Here is an 18875-nt window from a genome sequence, read left to right on the forward strand (position 1 = left end):
CCGTGTTCATGAATTTGCACAATGGTCATGCCCTTCTCCTACCTGGCCTGAAACGTGGAAATTTCGGACAACTCCTGCCAGAGCTTGCGCTCGCGATCCGTCAGGGTCTTGGGCGAACGAATACCAATGCGCACGAACTGATCGCCCTGGGACGCGCCCTTGCCCAAACCCTTGCCCGCCAAACGCAGCTTCTGCCCGCTGCTCACGCCGGGCGGGATGGTCATGTCCACCGGGCCGTCCAGGGTCGGCACGCGCGCGGAGCACCCGAGAACGGCCTCCCAGGGAGCCAGACGCAGATCATGAAGCACGTTCACGCCCTCGAGCCGGAACAGGGGATGCTCCGCAATGCCGACCTGCAACAGCAGATCTCCCGCTGGGGCGCCACCCTGGCCGGGCGAGCCCTGACCGGCCAGACGAATTTTCGCGCCATCCTTGATGCCGGACGGAATGTTCACCTCCAGCGTCTTCTGCTGCACCCGGGGCATGCCGTCCGCGCCGCGCACCTGCTCCTGCAGGGACACGGTCTTACGCCCGCCTCGGTAGGCTTCTTCCAAGGTCAGGGTCAGACGCACTTCGGCGTCCCGCCCCCGAGAACGCATGGGCCGCCCAAAAGGATCGCCACCAAAACGGCTGCCAGCAAAACCGCCCGCGCCTCCGAAGATGGTCTCAAAAAAGTCGCTGAAATCCCCACCTCCACCAAATCCACCGGAACGAAACTGAAAATTCTCGAATCCTGGCGGCGGCTGGAAATTCTGTCCTTCCTTCCAATTCGGACCCAAAGAATCGTAGAGCTTGCGCTTCTCCGGGTCTTTCAAGACCTCATAGGCCTCGTTGATTTCCTTGAACTTGCTTTCCGCATCCGGATTGTTGGGGTTTAAATCCGGATGGTACTTGCGGGCCAGCTTCTTGAAAGCCTTGCTGACCTCTTCCTGGCTTGCGCCCTTGGCCACGCCGAGCAATTTGTAATAATCTTTATATTCCAAAGTAGTACCACTCCTTTATGCTCGCGATGTTCGGGGAAAGATAATGCCCCGAGGCCACAAGTCAACAAATTGACGCCAAAAATCACCATAAATCACATTCTTTCAGGGCCGGAACAAGCGGCGACAAAACCATCCACATCGGACGACCAAAATAAATCCACAGATCGTTGTCCTGAGCGCATACCCGATCGGCGAAAGCCTGACGAAAATAATACTCGCGCCGCGCCACGTCCAATAATTCCGCTCGAACTGCGCCATCCTGGCATTGTCGGTAGCTTTGCGCCAACTGCACGGCCGGGAGCATCGGGAACTGCCTTTCGTGCTCCAAAATGCATGCACCAAGAGCTGAATCCCGCTCCACGAAATCAAAACGATGGAGATATGGAGTGTCCATCGCCGCAAAAAGGGCCGAAGGATCAACGCACGAAAGGACGCGGCATTCCAAGGGCCGCACCGCGTATATCGTACAGCCGGATTCCTCCGGAGAAAAAAACCGACAGGCCCAGGTGGAATTCCGGCCGCGCACTTTGATCAACTCAGTGGCAATGGGCATGAGCCCTCCCCCACGCGGGTCATCCGCAATCTCTCCCTGCCGGATGCACACCAAATCGCGCAGTGTTATATGCCCCTCGGCAACCAGATCGGCATCATCGGCATGCAAAGCAGGACCACCCTTGCGGCAACACGTGCCGCATCGGCGGCAAAAAATTCGGGACATGAAAACTCCAGATGTTGAGCGAACAAATTCACAAAATATGGCACAAGGAATGAACTTGAACGAAGAAAATATTACAAATAAAACAGAAAGCAAAAATAAAAAAAGCCGGTCAAACCGGCTTTTTTATCCTATTCACACTTTAGTTTACTGATACAACTCGGTTTCGAGCCATTTTTTTACATCGGAATTCACGGGATAGACACCTTTATGATGATAAACCCCATGCAAAAAATTTTTGGCCAGCTTTTCAGGCAATGGCAGTTCTGCCAATTCCTGAGCGCCATCGGAATTGCGATACAACAAGGTAACCGTTGGATGCGCATTCCACGTGTTGATCACAAAATAATGGGAAAAATCCTCTTTTCCCCGAACAGCATTTTGGTATCCGCCTCGGTAGCCATTATTTCCCCACTCGAGATAAATGGCCACCGCATCCTCGGGTGTCATATCCCAATCAATGGTCAAATCTTTGAATTCTCTCAACTGTCCCATGATTAACCTCCTTTACTTTCGAGAATAGTTACTAGTAATGATTCTTCGAAAGGTCAAGAAGTAGAAATCAGACGAATATCCGGACATGATGTGCCCCGCAACCGCGCGGCCCGGAACTCACGCGCGGCCGCCACGAAATTTAAGGCCCAATCTGGACGGCCCAAAGCGTGCATATGGGTGTATCCAGCCAAGCAGTTGCGGAAAAGAACACCATCGCGACCAGTTAGCATTCCCCGACCCCTCTCGACGTGGAAAACAAATGAAGCAATCCGGTCGGAGTCAAGACAACGGGAATAATGGAATTCATGCCCTGTCAGACGAGTCCCTAGCGCATAAAACGGATTTGATGCGACGACCTCGGAACTCATGTACCCATGGCCCTGGGGTTTTGAAAAAATCTTGGCGGTCAAGGGGAAAATACCGGCCATGGGATACCTTGAGCCCTCGTACACCAAATCACGGCTCAAATACATGAGCCCGCCGCATTCTGCGTAAACCGGCATGCCCTCGTGGACAAATTTACTTACCGAGCCTCGCATGGTGACGTTTTCCGCCAAGCGTTCGGCCATGGTTTCGGGGAATCCCCCTCCCATATAGATGGCGTCCACATCAGGTACCGCCGGATCACCAAGAAGACTAAACTCCACGAGCTCGGCTCCGGCGTGCCGCAATGCCTCAAAATTCTCCTGATAATAGAACCACAACGCCGCATCACGAGCCACCCCGATACGTACGGACGCACCTGATTCCGGGGCCGGATACAGAGAAGCAAATTCGGTGGACAAGACCGGAGCGGAGCGGGCAATGGCAAGGCAGGCATCGAGATCGGCGTTGTCGCGCAAGCAATCGGCGATGGTCGCAAAGGGGTCGTTCTCGTGCTCGGCGTCGGAAATGAGACCCATATGTCGTTCGGGGATGGGATTCTGGGCGAGTTTCGGCAAAATGCCGAGCACCTTCACGTCCGTGTATTTCTCGATGGAATCCCGCAGGATATTCTGGTGACGACAACCAGCCGTGCGGTTGAGGATGACGCCCCGAATGTCAACAAGCGGATCGAAGGAGGTCAGGCCGAGGATGATGGCGGCCATGGTGCGGGTGACTTTCGTGCAATCCGCCACGACGATAACAGGGCAATGCAAGAGTTTGGCAAGCTCGGCCGAGGAACAGGAACCTTCCACGTCCTTGCCGTCATAGAGGCCGCGATTGCCTTCGAGCAGGGCCAGATCGGCTCCCCGTGCCCGGGACAAAAACAGATTCCGCAAGACATCGGAAGACAACAAGAAAGGATCCAGATTTGTCGTTTCGCTCTGGCTAGCCAAGCTCAGCCATTTGGCGTCGATATAATCTGGACCCTTTTTAAAGGCCTGAACTCTCAGGCCTCGCTCAATGAAGGCGCGTGCAAGTCCCAGACTGACGATGGTCTTGCCGGAACCGCCACCAAGGCCGGCAACGAGTATCCGGGGACACGTCAGAACAGAGGCTGGCATCAGAAAATCTTAATCTTCGCCTTCAGTATGCGCCTGCTTTCCACTCCCGGGAACACCATACATGGTGGTGCTGCCACTGGACCAGTACTCAAGCACACCGTCGGTCACAAGCTGGTTGATCAGCTTTTTTGCTTCGCGCATTTTCATTTCAGGAAAAAGAGCAGCCAAGTCATTGAAATAAAACTTAGATTTTTGCTTAGACTTGGACTGGATGTACTCCAATACGATCTCTTTGGGATCTGCCATGCTCGCCTCTCTTATGGTTTAGGGCCGGCTTGCGCCGGCCCTATTGAATAATCTCTGACGTAAAGCCTAGAACTTGAAGTTCGTGGTCTGACGCCAAGTGTAGTAGGCCGGATCACGGAAGTCATCGATCATGTGCTCGGAGAACTCAAGACCGGTCTTCTCGAAGAAACGCTCCCAGCCAATGCGCTCAGCCCAGTCACCCAACCGCTCGTACTTCCGAGCGTCGGCGGAATACGCCTCGACGATCTGACGGATAACCTTGGCCAAAGTGGGCCAGCGAGGCGGCTCGTTCGGAATGAAAGCCACGACGACCTTGGAGAACTTGGGGTTGCTAATGCGGTTGGAAACCTTGCCACCAGCCATGATAACAAGACCGTCGCCAGTCTGGTCGGACAAAGGCAAGGACGGGCACATGGTGTAGCAGTTACCACAGAACATGCAACGCTCGTTCTTGATGGCAACAGTGTTGACCGTTTTGGTCTCACCCTTTTCAGTGGTGATTTCCTTCTTGGTCGGACGAATGGCGCCAACAGGGCAAGCAGCCACGGCCAGCGGGATTTCACACAAATTGTCCAACCATTCGTGATCGATGATCGGAGGCTTGCGGTGGTAGCCCAGGATGGCGATGTCGGAGCAGTGAACCGCGCCGCACATGTTCAAGCAGCAGGCCATGGAAATACGGACCTGTGCGGGCATGCGCATCTGTCCAAATTCCTCGAAAAGTTCGTCCAGGACGACCTTGACGGTACCAGAGGCGTCGGTTGCGGGAGTATGGCAATGGACCCAACCCTGCGTATGAACGATATTCGTGATGCCAGCGCCAGTGCCGCCAACCGGGAACTTGTGGCTACCGCCCTCGAACTTCTGATCGTTCAGATACTGCTTGAGCTTCTTGGCCTCCTCGAGGGTCTCGACCATGAACTCAATATTATTCCGAGTGGTGAAACGAAGATGGCCACCGCAAAACTTATCGGCGATGTCGCAGATAGCGCGGACATGACCAACGGACATCAAACGTGCGCCACCACAACGAACAGTGTAAACTTCATCGCCGCTCTCGGCCTTGTGCATCAGGAGGCCCGGCTCGACGATCTCGTGCCAAAGCCACTGCCCTTTATTCTTGGCGATGACGGGCGGAAGAAAATCGGAAAAATGACGAGGACCAATATCAGTGATCCTGTTTTCCATGGGTTTTTCAGGATTATATCCGGCAGAAACGAAAGCCATTGTCGACCCCCTTCTTATCTCTGATGGTGTTTACGGTATTCAGCGATATCACGATCCCAGCCGCCAGGAACATCTTCTTCCTTCCAGAAGATGTACGGGTTGTGGCGGGGTTCCTGTACATGCTGTGGTATGGGTTTAGCACCAATGGTCGCAATAGCCTTGGCCAAGCCCTGACGCTTGATCAGCTCGCCAAGACGCTCGCGGTTCTTGCCTTCTTCCATCCACCATTCCCAAATCGCCTCGATGATCTCCTTGATCTCGTCGTAAGGCTCCTCGACTTTGAGGAACGGCACGAGCAACGAACCCATCTGAGCACCATCGAGGATCGGAGCCTTGGCACCAACCAAAATCGACAGACCACGATCATTACCGATACGCAGAGCGCGAGGCATGACGTTCAAGCAATGCATGCAACGGGTGCATTCACGGTTATTGATCTTCAGCTTGCCATCTTCCAACCACATACACTCTGTCGGGCACAGATCGATGACTTCCTTCTGGATGTCGAAGGGGCCCCAGTCCTTACCGGAATGAGCACCGCCATTAGGCTGGATTTCACCACCAATATAAGCGGCCACGGCTTCCTGATCAATGCGGATGTCGTCCTTCCAGGTGCCGATAAACGACATATCGGAACGCGCGATGGAGGCAACACAGCCATTAGGACAGCCATCGAACTTAAACTTGAACTTATACGGGAACGCGGGACGATGGAGCTCGTCCTGATATTCCTGTGTCAACTGATAGCAAAGTTCCTGCGTATCATAGCAGGCCCATTCACAACGAGACTCACCAAGGCAGCAAGCGGGGGTACGCAGGTTCGAACCAGAGCCACCCAAGTCGTTGTTCATGTTGTGAGTCAGTTCGTAGAAAACTTCTTCGAGCTGAGGGGTGGTGGTACCGAGCAGAACGATATCACCCGTGGCGCCATGCATGTTGGTCAAGCCAGAGCCACGCATTTCCCACAGATCACACAACTTACGGAGAAATTCAGTCGAGTAGTATTTGCCGTTGGGCTGTGCGACACGCATTGTGTGGAAATGCGCCACGCCAGGGAACTTTTCGGGCTGATCACAGTAACGACCGATAACGCCACCGCCGTAGCCGAAAACACCTACGATTCCGCCGTGCTTCCAGTGCGTCGTGCCATCCTTGTAAGACAGCTCCAAAATGCCGAGCAGATCGTCGCAAACGTCAACGGGAATCTGAAATTCCACGTTCTTATCGTTTTTAAGGCGTCTCTCGGATTCCTCCTTGATATCAGCCACAAAACTCGGCCAAGGACCGCTTGTAAGCTGATCCAGCAACGGGGTCGCATGTTTAGCCATTACACATCCTCCTTAAAAGATTAGACCGTGTACAGTCATCGCGCTTGCATTTACATACCGCACGACTTTCAACCTCGTAACAATTCCAAGCCTTTCTAAAAATTTTATGCTCGTGAACCTTCGTACAAACCCTCTATCTTGTCAACCCGAAATCTATTCCTGCAAAAATGACACCGCCTTACCCACGATAACGGGCGAGCTCATCGAGCACAGCCGCTTCGACTTCAAAACCGGTCTCGATCGCCTTGTCAAAATATGGTATCGCCTTTTTTGGCTCCTTCATCTCCATATAGGCAAGACCAATGTTGTTATAGGCCGGACCAAACATCGGCTCGATTTCAATTGCTTTCGAGCATTGCATGATACACCCTTCGGGATCGCCCAAGGCCAAGTACGCACTGCCCAGCGTTGTGTGTGCCTGAATGAATTGTGGATCGAAGCTGATCGCCCGCTTAAGCGCCTTCACGGCTTTGTCGGGATTTTGCTGCTGCATATGAACAAACCCGATATTTCCCCAAGGCACGGCAAAGCGAGGACGCACCTCGGTGGCTTTCTTGTTCATATCCAAACATGTATCGAGATCGCCACGGTTCATGGCCAAACCACCGAGTTGAACATAGGCTTCGGCAATGCCTGGCTCAAGGCTTATAGCCTCGCGAAAAGCCTTTTCAGCTTCTTCGTAATTGCGTTCCGCGACCAAGGATACACCAAGATTGTAAAAAAGAACCGCGGAATCCGGGTTGTCGTTCAAAGCCGCTTTCAAGGCAGCAACGGATTTTGGACCATAATCTGGGGAAGATTTCATGAATTCACCTAAGGCTTATATTCTTTGATATCGATATTGTATTTCTTGAGCTCCTGAGCGTACCATAAGGAAAATTCGTACATGGCGATATAACGCTCGTCTCCATTAACCATGCCCAAGCACATTTCCAAAACGCCACTTCCATAAGCGGTACTGTGATCTTCAGGAGCATGCACTTGCAAGAAGTCCCGCACAAGCTGTTGCGTGGTTCGTCTGGTGCCGTCTGTCCTCCATTCAATGGGATCTTTCGGCTCAGCGAAAGGATTCCATTTATCGAAGCCAATCCGGTCGACAAACTTTCTTCTTCTGGGTGACATCGAGTCATAAATAGCCTTTTTTTGGGCTTCATGCTCCGGAGTCATATACTGTGGTTTAAGCATCTTCCGCTCCTGCTTCGGTACCCACCGATTCCGCCTGTTTATCGACGCCAAAAAAATCATGCGAATACACGGTCAATAAAGCGGTTGAAACAGGAACATGCATGAACTGAAAATCCTGGTAGCTGGATCCGATGGTCGCAAGCATTTGATTGCTCAACGAAACAAGCTGATCTTGAATTCGTTCCATTTTTATCGACGGATAGGCTCGGCCAGGCTCGAATCCCGAAAGTCCGCATGTATGAGATTTGCCACCAATCTCCATGGGAATTCCATAAATGCGGCAGGTCAATGGTCGCCACCGATACAACGAGCATTCATTGTTCACGTCGAGCAAGGGGCAGCGGATCCGCTCCTTGGCGGCCTGAGTCAAAACATCCGCCCGCGGGTCCGTTGAAATATCGTGATACGCCTTCTTTTTAATAATCTGCGCCTTGCGGTCAGCTTTATCCGCCTCGATCAAAATTTCATTCCGGCGTGTCTCGCTGAGCTCCGAAAAATGGGCATTGATATACATTGCCTCGACAAGACTGACATCAAAAAGAGCATGGCAGCAATCACTACATCCGCGTCGACATCGAACTTCGGATGCATACTGCTGGGTCACCGTATGGACAGCAGCATCAACCTGTGCCACGAGCGCTTCATATTTTGAAAAAAAATGGCCTAAATCCACATTCATGAATATTCCTTTTGGAATGATGAGAGCTAACTAGATGAATAGGCGGGATAGTCTATACCGGCGACGTCATCATCAAACGTCCAGTGGCACAAAAATGAACGGGCGGCCCATGGCGAACCGCCCGTTACCAAACCTTAATTTTCTTCGATGGTGATGGCGCCCTGCTCGCAAACCTCGACACAGGATTCACAGCCAAGACATTCCTCTTCGTTTACGGGATTGGCCTTGCCGTCTTTCAGTTCGTAAACTTCGACCGGACAGACATCGACACATTCGCCACAGCCAATACACTTATCAGTGTCAACAGTAACCGAATAACCCATGATCAACCTCCGATATTCAGTGATAGTCTCGCTTCAGCGAGCAGGATAGTGGACCCCTACACGCGAAAAAAATGCATGTAAACCAAAATAGCCGTTGAATTTTATCTCATTAACTCAGTCTGTTCCCGCAGCAACTACCCAAAAAAAGCCGCTACGGGAATAGCTCTTACTCGATTTCTTGCTTTACGCCTATGGCGACCTTATACAAAATGGTCAAAACTAGGAAGCCCGTGGCATAAATTCCCAAGGAAACCCCAAGCTCAAGCTGTGTCGGTACGTATTCCGTGATCTCATGGAGAGGATTGGGCACAAAACCGCCACCAATCATTCCCAATCCTTTGTCGATCCACGCACCAACAAAAATCAGCAAGCAGCCGATAATCAGCATGTTATCCTGTTTGCGATTTTTTGGACTGAGCAAAATAAGAATGCCAATCACGGCCATGATCATGGAAGACCACATCCAGGGCACCAGGACACCGTGGCCATGGAATCCCGCGAAAAGGTACTGCAAATGCGCCATATGGGACGGAATTTGGCTGTAAAAAACAGTAAAGACCTCGCATAAGAGCAGGAACAAATTAACGCACATGGCATAAACGACGGTCTTGCCCAAGGTGGGCAGAACATCCTTGCCTGGGTTGAAACCCGTGAAGATGCGCGCGATATACGTCACCAGGATGAGGAAAGCCGGACCAGCGGCAAAAGCCGAGGCCAGAAACCGCGCCGCCAAAACCGCCGTGAGCCAGTACCCACGGCCAGGAAGGCCACAGTACAGAAAGGCAGTGACGGTATGGATCGACACCGCCCAGGGAATGGACAAATAGATAAAAAATTTGATCCATTTGGGGGGCGCGATCTGTTTGCGTTCAGCTTCCAGCGTGACCCATCCGACCAAGAGGTTGATCAAAAGATAGCCGTTCAAAACAACCATATCCCAAAAGAGAATCGAGTTGGGAGTCGGATGGAAAACCACGTTCATCAAACGCTGAGGCGAGCCAAGATCGGCAACGATAAACAACAAACAAAGGATTACCATGGCCACGGCATTGAATTCACCAAGAATCAAAATTTTAGCGAATTTATGATAGTCATGGAGATACTTGGGAATCACCAGCATGACCGCCGACGCGGCCACGCCAACGAGAAAGGTAAATTGGGCGATATAAAAACCCCAGGAAACATCCCTACTCATCCCGGTGATGGTCAATCCGTGCGAAAGCTGCTGCCAGTAACACGCAGCGCCAACACTCATCAGCAGGAGCAAGAACGCGATCCAGCCCCAATATACTTTCGTTCCGGTTATAGCTTTTTCGAGCATAGCTTACCCCTTACACAAGATAGTAGACACACGGTTTGGTTCCAAGGGTCGGACTACGCCTGATGGAAAAACGCTCAGCCAGGAGCTTGCGTACTTCGGATTCAGGATCAGCCAAATCACCAAAAACCATCGCCCCCTCGGAGACTTCGACACAAGCAGGCAGTTTCCCCTCGGCCAATCGCTCCGCGCAGAATTCGCACTTTTCGACCACACCCTTCGTACGGGTTGGGAAGTCGGCATTGGTTTGCGCCAGATGCTTGCGCGGGTCCATGAAATTGAAACTACGCGAACCGTATGGGCAGCCAGCCATGCAATACCGACAGCCAATACAACGATGAAAATCCATCATAACGATGCCATCTTCGCGCTGGAATGTTGCCTTGGTCGGACAAACACGGACACACGGAGGATTATCGCAATGATTACAAAGAGCCAGAGCAGCCTGGGCGCTGTCCGCTGGTTGGTATTCGTTAAAATCTTCCAGGAACAGATGGTCCATGCGTGTTTCCCAGATCCATTTGATGTTCTGGTTTCCAGGGATGGAAGGAACATTATGGATGGCATGACAGGTCTGCACGACCTTTTCCACCACTTCCTTGGTCAACTTGGTGGTATCGATGACCATGGCCCAACGACGCGCTTTCAAGGCATTGGGGCCAGCATGCACGGTGTGACGCGAAGCAAAAAGCACGCCCTCGCTTGGCTCGGCTCCTCCCGAGGCGAACAGTTTGGAAGCGGGGCGCACCCCCCATCCCAACGCGGCCACGGCAGCTACTTTCAAAAAGTTCCGACGCATAGTGTTCATTTCTTTTCCCCCTTCGGGTCCACATGACAATCCCAGCAATAGGGGTTCACGGAAACGGTCGCATGGCACTTGTCACAAAACTGATCCTTGTTCTCGTGGCAATTCATGCAGGTTTTCGTCAGGCTCTTCATATAGACTTTATGGTTGGCCTTGGAATGATACTCGTGCACTCCATCACGCACCACTTCATCTCGCCACTCATTCAACATCTGCATATGCTCGGTTCGCATGTATGCGACACTTTCGACACAGTCCTTGGCGATCTTTGGCTTTTCAACCTCGGGTGCCTTGTAAGCGGCACTGCCAATGTTATTCCAAAACGGATAGGTCATGAAGACCACGAACACGGCAAGCCCTGTCAGGATTTTATTCTTGTCGTACATTATTCGTCCTCCGCCCCAAGCAGATCCTCACCGCGGAGATCTGTCTCGCGTTCTTTTTCGCCAGTCATGACCAAGGCATTGGCGACCAGTTCATGCAAGCCGCAAACATCGACTTCCGGCACCCAGTACTGCATGGAGTTAGGGAGCACGGCCCTGTCGATGGCACAGATACAGCCAAGCATGTTAACGCCATACTTGTCGTGCACATACTTGACGGCATTGGCACGAGGCAATCCACCCATCATTCGCAATTCGTCGTTTTCGCCAGCGTTCAGGCCGGCACCACCACCACAGCAAAATGTCTGCTCACGGATAGTGCCCACCGGCATTTCCGTGAATTTTTCGACCACGCTCTTGGCCACGAACCGTGGTTCATCCAAAAGGCCCATGCCTCGGGCGGGATTACAGGAATCATGCCAGGTCAGATGGACTTTCGCGTTGCGCTTCTTATCCAGGTTGAGTTTGCCGTTTTTAATCAAATCAGCTGTAAATTCGGCAATGTGAACCATTTTTGTGCTGGCGGCATTCTTGAATACCGTCCCGGTTATCGGATTTACCGGCGTTTCCATTTTGGGCGACTGGAACTCCGGGCCATTGAGCGTGTCCATGTACTGGTGCACGACACGCCACATATGACCGCATTCGCCACCGAGAATCCATTTTACGCCCAACCGATCGGCTTCCATGTACATTTTGGAGTTGAGGCGTTTCATGGTTTCATGCGAGGTAAAGAAACCAAAATTTCCGCCTTCGGAAGCATAGGTCGACCACGTGATATCGAGGCCGTACTCACGCTTGAGATGTTCGAATAAAATCAAATATCCCATACAGGTATACGTACCAGGATCCGCGAACACGTCGCCAGACGGCGTGACAAAGAGAATATCGGCGCCCTTTTTGTTGAAAGACGGCTCCGGACGGATACCCGTGATATCCTCGATATCGTCGCAGAAAAAGTCGATCATATCAAAAAAAGCATGCGGCTGGATGCCCAGATGGTTGCCAGTCCGATAACAGTTCGCCACGGGCGTGGCGATCCAATCGATATTGAGGCCGACCAAATTCAGAAGTTCGCGCCCCATGATGGTTATCTCGGCCGTGTCAATGCCATAGGGGCAAAACACGGAACACCGGCGGCACTCGGTGCACTGAAAAAAATAGTACCACCATTCCTTGAGCACATCCGGAGTCAGCTTGCGGCCACCCGCGAAGCGCCCCAAAATCTTGCCAAATTTCGTGAATTCTCCACGATACACGGATCGCAGCAGCTCAGCACGCAGCACGGGCATATTTTTGGGATCGCCGGACCCAATGAAAAAATGGCATTTATCGGCGCAAGCACCGCACCGAACACAAATGTCCATGTAAATTTTAAACGAACGATATTTCTGCAGCCGTTCCCGCATACCATTGAAAATGATCTCCTGCCAATTCTCGGGCAGTTTCCAATCATCCTCCAGAGGATTCCACTTACGGGCATGGGGCAAGCCCACGTAGTTGACGCTGTCTGGATTGGCTGCGTAGCAATAGCGTCCGGGTTTGATCTCCACCGGGACATCCATCCAATCGGCCTTGGGCGGATTATGGTCGACACTGGCAAAAAGTGCTTCTGGGCGTGGCAGATCAGACATCACTTGGCTCCTTCTTCTAGAGGCTTGTCCACGGGAATTCCTTTTTCAACCATCTTTTCCCGGTATTCGTCCTCGTACTCATCATACGTATGGTAATGAACGTTCTCGAACTTCCAGGGGTTGACGTGTCTGTACTTCCGAGATGCACAGTTCATATTCCGAGTGGGGGACAGAAACACACCCCCCATGTGCATGAGCTTGCTCAATGGGAAGTATATCAGCAATACGGACACCAGAAAAATATGGATGTAAAACAAAGAGCCAATGCCCTCGGGAACAACCCAAGAAAAGGTCACAAGCCCCATGGCCAACTGTTTTACCGAGATAACATCCACCTTGGCGAAATACCGCATGAAAATTCCGGTCAAGGCGATACCCAGGATAAGAAAAAGCGGAAAATAATCCTGAACCTGGGAAATAAAACGCACCTGGGGAACAACCACTCGCCGCAAAAAGAGATAAATCAAGGCCAACACAAAAATAATGTTGCTCAGATACAAAGTTGGCGCGCCAATCTGCAGCATGGAGTCCACGTACTCGATAGCCGCGATGAATCCTGGGATTGGTTCAGTGAAAAAGCGCATGTGGCGCAGTACAGTTACCAAAAATGTATAGTGGAAAGCCAAGGCTCCCAACCAAAGCCATTTACTGGAACTGTAGGTCACACGGGTACCTTCGTGAAAATCCATTTTGGTGTTCCGGAACAAGGACCGAAACAACAAAATTTCGAGAATCATCCTGATCACTACCCCACCGGTGGTGGATGGATTTTCGATGGTGCTCTGCTTGATCCAAGGCAAGGATTCCTGCTGGCCACAGGTCGTGGGAATACAAAACGGCACCGCCGACTTGCCCCAATCCACGACCCTCATGCAGAATCCCACCACGAAAAACGCGACTGCCAGGAAGGGTATGTACAGCCCAAAGGCTTTTTCCATACCCAAGGCCCCGGCGCCCACAAGGGCAAATGCCGCGAGGGCAAAGACCAGGAAAAGGGAATAAAGAGCTTTCATGTACCTTTTACCTCGCTAAAGGGTTAACTCCAAATATATTCAACGGACACTACCCCGCTACCTCCTCGTCCGTGAGAACGTTGGCCCGCTCCAGCAATTTGTGCGTTCTGCTATAGAGCTGGTTGGCTTTCTGCTTCCACAGCAACTCGCGGCAATCAACATACAAATCAAATCCCATCATGGTCAGACGGTCCACGGACAAATTCCAGTCATGCAACAGAGCATCAACGGACTCCGCGGGATAATGCTTGGAGACTTCCCGAAACACGATTTCCTTAAGGGCTGGTAAAAAACACAGCGCCACGGATGGACGAAAACCCTGCACGGCTCGAATCCTCAGGATACCATCCAGGGCCGTGGCGCAATCCGCGACATCCCCGCCCTTGGCCAGGGTCAGGATCATCGACTCGACATTGGAGCGAAACGAATGGCCCACGGGGTTGGCAAATTGATTGGATGATCCGGAAAAGAATTTCGCCCCTTCCTCCGGATAGGTTTTAAAAATCGCACTGACCCAGTGCTCGGCGATACCCTTATGATTTTCAATCAAAAACGTGTGCAGATCCATGGCAACCTTGGCGGTGGGAAGTTTGAAAAACCGATAAGTCCTTGCAAACAGAAAAAGATCCGTTACGCGGAATTGCGGCGTTCTTAAATCAGGGCTCTTTTGAGGTCAAGTCGTTCGTGAAAAAAGCAACAAGTGAATTTATAGTATTTAGTGCATAAATTTAGTTAGTTATAAAATCCACAATGCTTTCAGTGGTTCCAAAAACACCCCCCTCTTCTGGAATTTCGGCCCGCATTTCCCCATTGTTCGGGCTATGCTTTTGCAACCGCCTATGCTACCTGACCGCAACAATTGATAATCCAGGCACGCACAACCACCCAACTCTTCCAAATATCCTCATGAACGTCTTATATCGTATTTTTTTTCTTGGAGTCATGAGCATCTGCCTTTGCGCGGCGCTGTTCGAATCCGCCAGCGCGACCGACTTGGAGCAGCCAAGCACATGGCGCCTCTATGCCGACAAAACCACCGCCAGTCATGACAATAAATATATCGAAGCCTTTGGCGGGGTCGTCCTCGACCACGGCAAGGACTATATCAAAGCCGACTATGCGCGGTATTACCACGCAACGAGATGGGTCTATCTGAAAGGCAATATCCGCGCTAAATTTCAAGGCGATTTTTTGCGGGCGGATGAAGCCGAATTCGATCTCAACACCCACGTCGGCTGGCTTAAAGACGGCCAAGTCTTCATGGACGAGCCCCACATGTATTTTTCCGGGGAATTACTCAAAAAAACCGGCCCGGAAACTTACGAATTTCGGGAAGCCACGGTCACGGCTTGTGACGGCGAGCAGCCAGCGTGGTCCATAAAGACCTCGCGCGGCGACATCACCATCGATGGATATGCCCATCTTTGGACGCCCAGATTCCAGGTCTTGGACCAGCCGGTCATTTTTTCCCCCTATGCCGTCATCCCGGTCAAAACAAAGCGGCAAAGCGGCTTTCTCATGCCGGAAATCGGGACCAGCGACCGCCTGGGAATTTTTTATAACCAGCCTTATTATCAGGTTATCGACGAGGAACAAGACGTAACCCTGTATGCCAACTTCATGGGCAGCAAGGGGCTCATGCTTGGCGCCGAATACCGGCTCACGCCGGATATCCATTCCCAGGGGATTTGGCATCTGGATTATCTGCACGATGCGACAACGGAAACGTCATCGCTGTATTCCGACAACCTCGGCATGGACCGTTCCAACGCAGAACGCTGGTGGTTGCGCGGAAAATACGATGGCTATCTGATCCACCCGGACTGGAACATCAAGGTTGATCTCGACCTCGTTTCGGACCAAGACTATTTACGTGAATTTTCAAGTGGTTACTCTGGTTTCAGCAAAAGCAGAAACAGCTTTCTGGACCATTTTGGACGAGACATCGAAGACAAGGACAACAAGCTCCGGACCAACCGTCTGTTGCTAAGCCGAAACTGGGCCCATGTCGGCCTCCAAGGTCTTTTCGAGTACACGCAAAACCTGACCTACACGAGCAACAACAATAACCCGGGCATGGGTCACGCGCACGACCCAACGATTCAGAGACTCCCGGAAATCGACCTCAACCTGTATCAAATCGACCTCCCCGCCGGCCCGTTCACCCTGGAGGGCTCCAGCCAACTGGTTTCCTTCTGGCGCGAATATGGCACGACGGGCACGCGTGTGGACGTTCATCCCCTGCTCGGCCTTCCCCTTCATTTTGATTACGGCAGCGTCATCCCCAAAGTCGGATGGCGCGGAACAGGCTATTTCATCCAACGTTTTGAAAATGACGATGCAGGCGTGGACAAGGACAATAGCGCCCCAACGCGGTCCCTGCCGGATTTCACGGCCACGGCCTATACTGAATTTTCACGCGTGTTCACGCTTGATGACGATACCGCCCTGTCGTCCAATCAAACCAGTCCGACATGGCTTAAACTCAGGCACGCTCTCCAGCCTCGCCTGGAATATGTCTATATTCCCTATGAAGACCAGGATCCCCTGCCCTATTTTGACGAGATGGACCGAATCGAAGCCAGCAACGAGCTCAAGTATTCCATAAGCAACATTTTTACGACTAAAACCGGACGATTACAGCCAGACCCCGCCCAGCAAGGCTTGCTGCGCCCTTTTTACAATTACACAGAATTGATCCGGCTCCGCCTTGAGCAAAGTCATGATTTCCGGGAAGCGTCCCGCAACGACGACCTCGACGAATACGCTCGCCGGCCATTTTCCGACGTATTGCTGGATCTGACCACCAATCTGGCGCCTTGGCTGACTCTAAGCAATAAATCGTGGTATTCTCCCTACGAAAATATGATTACCGAACACGAACACCGACTTTATGTTCATGACGCAAGGAACATGTACGGCTTTTTCGGACTCGATTTTCTGGAGGAAATTGACGAATATAAACGTCAGAACCAGGACCGACAACACATAGCCGAATTTGGTGGCGGTTTTTCGCCGTTCGCGCAGTGGTCGACCGCCTTTCTCTATCGCATTGACTACGAAAACGGGATGGATCTCGAAAAAAAATTCATCCTCAAATATTCCCACCAGTGCTTTTCGACAGAAGCGTATTGGCTCGACACGGACACGGACACGCGCTTTGGAATCCAACTCAATCTCGCCCAATTGGGATCACTGGGTCGCTGATGTCGTCGCCACGCGCAATCCGTTTACTCCCGGAAGACCTTCAGAATCAAATCGCCGCCGGCGAGGTTGTGGAACGCCCGGCCAGCGCCCTGAAGGAACTGATCGAAAACTCTCTGGACGCCAATGCCACCCGCATTCGAATCCAAATCCGCGATGGTGGCCAATCACTGATCAAAATCAGCGACAATGGCCATGGCATCGCCGCCGACCAGCTGCCGCTCGCCCTGACCCGGCACGCAACCAGCAAACTGGCCAGCCTTCACGATCTCCACAACATCCACAGTTTCGGCTTTCGTGGAGAAGCACTTCCGAGCATCGCCTCCGTCTCCCGATTCCGGATTTCCTCGTCCCAGGCGATGGGCGAGGGAACAACCATTGAGCTGCTGCACGGCAAGCAAATCCGCCAGACCCAATCCGCCATGCCCCAGGGAACGGAAATTGAAGTTTGCGATCTGTTCGCCAATATCCCTGCCCGGCTGAAATTTCTGAAACAACCAGCCACGGAGGCGCGCAAGTGCACGGAACTCGTGCTGCGCATGGCCTTGGCCAATTTGCATGTGGATTTTGAATTTTTGCACGGTGAACGCACGGTTTTTCGCTTCCTTTCCGGGCAAAGCCTCGTTGAGCGCCTTGCTATGGCCTGGCCAGGGGCAATCCTGAACACCATGTCGGAATTCGACACCACCGAAGGGCCTCTGCGCATCGCTGGACTCGTGGGAGATCCTTCCACGGCCCAGGCCCGGGCGGACCGTATCTACCTGTATGTGAACAGGCGACCAGTGCAGGATAAAACCATGCTCAGCGCGGTACGCGAAGCGTATCGAGGTCGCATTCTCGGCAAGGAATATCCCCAGGCCCTCGTTTTCCTGGACGTCCCGGCCGACGAAATCGATGTCAATGTCCACCCCGCCAAAACGGAAATCCGCTTTCAGGATGAAGGCCTAATCTTCCGTTTTGTTCGCCGAGCCGTGTTGGCCAGCCTGGACGTTCGTTTAGCCTCGACTTCCGGATCCTTTTCCACCCCCATGCCGGGCACGACACCTCCCTCGCAAGCGGTTACCCCGCTGCCGATGTCCCTTCCCCTCGAAAACGAACACGCCGTCGTTCGGGAGAAAACCCCCGCCTACATGCCCTTGGACACACCCAAATTCGCCACGACCAAAAACGTGGCGGAGCTGTTTCAAACAGAGCCCAGCCCTGTGCCGCCCCTTCCTAATCCTGGCCCTCCCCCAGTCACCCAGTCATCCAAAAGCGTGGACACCACCCCCGTCCACTATCTTGGGCAGGTTGCCCAAACCTATCTTGTCCTGGCCACGCCAGATGGCTTGTCCCTACTCGACCAGCACGCCGCCCATGAACGCGTCCTTTTCGATGCCCTGCGCCAGCAAGGCTCTCGCGGGGAACGCCAGCCATTGCTCATGCCCCTTGAAATCCACCTGCATGCTTCCCAAACGCATCTCGTGCAGGAAGTATGGACTGAACTTGCCGAATTGGGCTTTTCCCTGGAGCTCAAGACCCCGCAACTTTTGCTCTTGAACGCTACCCCACCGTTGCTGTCACCCGCCAAGGCCAAGGAATTTTTAGAGGACACGCTCGCCTCAAAACCCAAATCCATGAATGATCTTTGGGCCCTGATGGCCTGCAAGGCGGCCATCAAGGCCGGGGATGTCCTGACCACGGACGAGGCCTTGTCCCTGCTTGAAGCATGGCGTTCATTGCCCGACAGGCAGTATTGTCCACATGGCCGCCCCGTAGCGGTCAGTTGGTCAATCGCCGACTTGGAAAAACTTTTCAAACGCCGCCCCTAAAAAGGGCGGCGCCATCCCTTTTGCATCCTACATGGAGGC

General features: G+C 52.5%; 19 protein-coding genes. 2 read left to right on the top strand and 17 right to left on the bottom strand.

What is annotated here, in order from left to right; all coding sequences use genetic code 11:
- Window positions 1-38: 38 nt before the first annotated feature.
- The 17 genes from EOL86_02695 to EOL86_02775 all read right to left on the bottom strand — a co-directional run bounded on the left by EOL86_02695 (window position 39) and on the right by EOL86_02775 (window position 14389).
- Window positions 39-983, bottom strand: a complete 945-nt coding sequence (locus EOL86_02695) for a J domain-containing protein (GenBank protein ID NCD24493.1) — start codon at window positions 981-983, stop codon at window positions 39-41.
- 82 nt (window positions 984-1065) lie between these two features.
- A complete protein-coding gene (locus EOL86_02700; GenBank protein NCD24494.1) occupies window positions 1066-1794 on the bottom strand; it encodes a YkgJ family cysteine cluster protein in 729 nt (242 codons plus the stop codon).
- Between the two features lie 51 nt (window positions 1795-1845).
- Window positions 1846-2193, bottom strand: coding sequence for a hypothetical protein (locus EOL86_02705; GenBank protein NCD24495.1), 348 nt, complete (start codon window positions 2191-2193; stop codon window positions 1846-1848).
- Between the two features lie 53 nt (window positions 2194-2246).
- Complete coding sequence (gene cobB / locus EOL86_02710; GenBank protein NCD24496.1) at window positions 2247-3680, bottom strand: hydrogenobyrinic acid a,c-diamide synthase (glutamine-hydrolyzing); 1434 nt, start codon at window positions 3678-3680, stop codon at window positions 2247-2249.
- A 9-nt stretch (window positions 3681-3689) separates the two neighbouring features.
- Window positions 3690-3926: a dissimilatory sulfite reductase-asociated protein DsvD gene (locus tag EOL86_02715; protein ID NCD24497.1), complete on the bottom strand. Its 237-nt coding sequence runs from the start codon at window positions 3924-3926 to the stop codon at window positions 3690-3692.
- Between the two features lie 66 nt (window positions 3927-3992).
- Window positions 3993-5153, bottom strand: coding sequence for a dissimilatory-type sulfite reductase subunit beta (gene dsrB / locus EOL86_02720; GenBank protein NCD24498.1), 1161 nt, complete (start codon window positions 5151-5153; stop codon window positions 3993-3995).
- Window positions 5154-5167: 14 nt separating this feature from the next.
- Window positions 5168-6481, bottom strand: coding sequence for a dissimilatory-type sulfite reductase subunit alpha (gene dsrA / locus EOL86_02725; protein NCD24499.1), 1314 nt, complete (start codon window positions 6479-6481; stop codon window positions 5168-5170).
- A 178-nt stretch (window positions 6482-6659) separates the two neighbouring features.
- Window positions 6660-7286: a tetratricopeptide repeat protein gene (locus tag EOL86_02730; protein ID NCD24500.1), complete on the bottom strand. Its 627-nt coding sequence runs from the start codon at window positions 7284-7286 to the stop codon at window positions 6660-6662.
- An 8-nt stretch (window positions 7287-7294) separates the two neighbouring features.
- The gene (locus tag EOL86_02735; GenBank protein NCD24501.1) at window positions 7295-7666 is read right to left on the bottom strand and encodes a hypothetical protein; all 372 of its coding nucleotides are present in this window, start codon (window positions 7664-7666) and stop codon (window positions 7295-7297) included.
- Window positions 7659-8345, bottom strand: a complete 687-nt coding sequence (locus EOL86_02740) for a YkgJ family cysteine cluster protein (GenBank protein NCD24502.1) — start codon at window positions 8343-8345, stop codon at window positions 7659-7661. The genes EOL86_02735 and EOL86_02740 overlap by 8 nt, the downstream gene beginning before the upstream one ends.
- Window positions 8346-8479: 134 nt before the next feature.
- Window positions 8480-8668 carry a 4Fe-4S dicluster domain-containing protein gene (locus tag EOL86_02745; protein ID NCD24503.1) on the bottom strand — a complete coding sequence of 63 codons (189 nt, stop codon included), beginning with the start codon at window positions 8666-8668 and terminating at the stop codon, window positions 8480-8482.
- A 166-nt stretch (window positions 8669-8834) separates the two neighbouring features.
- Entirely contained in the window at window positions 8835-9989 is a 1155-nt protein-coding gene (locus tag EOL86_02750; GenBank protein ID NCD24504.1) for a menaquinol oxidoreductase, read from the bottom strand.
- A 10-nt stretch (window positions 9990-9999) separates the two neighbouring features.
- Window positions 10000-10794, bottom strand: coding sequence for a 4Fe-4S dicluster domain-containing protein (locus EOL86_02755; protein NCD24505.1), 795 nt, complete (start codon window positions 10792-10794; stop codon window positions 10000-10002).
- Window positions 10791-11177 carry a cytochrome C gene (locus tag EOL86_02760; protein NCD24506.1) on the bottom strand — a complete coding sequence of 129 codons (387 nt, stop codon included), beginning with the start codon at window positions 11175-11177 and terminating at the stop codon, window positions 10791-10793. Before EOL86_02760 ends, EOL86_02755 begins: the two co-directional genes overlap by 4 nt.
- Window positions 11177-12808 (bottom strand): (Fe-S)-binding protein, encoded by a 1632-nt coding sequence (locus tag EOL86_02765; GenBank protein NCD24507.1) that lies wholly within the window; start codon window positions 12806-12808, stop codon window positions 11177-11179. The genes EOL86_02760 and EOL86_02765 overlap by 1 nt, the downstream gene beginning before the upstream one ends.
- Window positions 12808-13821 carry a menaquinol oxidoreductase gene (locus EOL86_02770; GenBank protein ID NCD24508.1) on the bottom strand — a complete coding sequence of 338 codons (1014 nt, stop codon included), beginning with the start codon at window positions 13819-13821 and terminating at the stop codon, window positions 12808-12810. Before EOL86_02770 ends, EOL86_02765 begins: the two co-directional genes overlap by 1 nt.
- 49 nt (window positions 13822-13870) lie before the next feature.
- The gene (locus EOL86_02775) at window positions 13871-14389 is read right to left on the bottom strand and encodes a hypothetical protein (protein NCD24509.1); all 519 of its coding nucleotides are present in this window, start codon (window positions 14387-14389) and stop codon (window positions 13871-13873) included.
- Between the two features lie 182 nt (window positions 14390-14571).
- Between EOL86_02775 and EOL86_02780 the strand changes: the two genes are divergently transcribed.
- Together EOL86_02780 and mutL are read left to right on the top strand one after the other, a co-directional pair.
- Window positions 14572-17028, top strand: coding sequence for an LPS-assembly protein LptD (locus EOL86_02780; protein ID NCD24510.1), 2457 nt, complete (start codon window positions 14572-14574; stop codon window positions 17026-17028).
- Window positions 17028-18836 carry a DNA mismatch repair endonuclease MutL gene (mutL, locus tag EOL86_02785; GenBank protein NCD24511.1) on the top strand — a complete coding sequence of 603 codons (1809 nt, stop codon included), beginning with the start codon at window positions 17028-17030 and terminating at the stop codon, window positions 18834-18836. Before EOL86_02780 ends, mutL begins: the two co-directional genes overlap by 1 nt.
- The last annotated feature ends 39 nt before the right edge of the window (window positions 18837-18875 follow it).

The organism is Deltaproteobacteria bacterium, from assembly GCA_009930495.1.
Classification (GTDB): Bacteria; Desulfobacterota; Desulfovibrionia; order Desulfovibrionales; family Desulfomicrobiaceae; genus Desulfomicrobium.